This is a genomic window from Bacillus manliponensis (genome assembly GCF_000712595.1).
Classification (GTDB): domain Bacteria; phylum Bacillota; class Bacilli; order Bacillales; family Bacillaceae_G; genus Bacillus_A; species Bacillus_A manliponensis.
The window spans coordinates 1-519 of the sequence record NZ_JOTN01000081.1 but is presented as its reverse complement, the minus strand read 5'-3'; the positions used below and the strand labels follow the sequence as shown (position 1 = coordinate 519).

Here is a 519-nt window from a genome sequence, read left to right as displayed (position 1 = left end):
GCATAACAGTAGTAATTAAAGCTATTAACTTTTTCATCATCTCTACTCCCTTCAAAATATTAACATAGGTTTCGATTATAACATAACTAAATTTAAAAATCTTTATTTTTTATTAGATAGATAATAGAATATTGTAAGATTATCAATTTATAAGAAAGGAAGTTTTTTTATGAAAAACCTTAAAAAAATTACTATTATAACTTTTTTTATGTTTTCAATAATGTCTCCTAGCATGACATTTGCTGAAAAGGAATATAAGAATATCCAATTTAAAGATGTTTATAATCTTCAAAAGAATTACAATCTAGATGGAAAAGGAATTTCTATAGCCATACTTGATACAGGCATAGACCTGAACAATAAAGATCTAAAAGTAAAAAAAGGGGTTACATTTATTAAAGAGACTGAAGAATATCAAGATTTGAATGGGCATGGTACTTATATTACAAGCATTGTAGCTTCTCAAAAGAGTGGAATTGCTCCTAAAGCAAATATATATGCTGTCAAAGTATTAGATCG

The 519-nt window shown here is 25.8% G+C and carries 1 protein-coding gene; it reads left to right on the top strand.

Annotated features, from left to right (window positions below):
• Positions 1-169: 169 nt before the first annotated feature.
• A partial coding sequence (locus tag BAMA_RS23310) for a S8 family serine peptidase (protein ID WP_034644445.1) occupies positions 170-519 on the top strand: 350 nt, incomplete at its 3' end.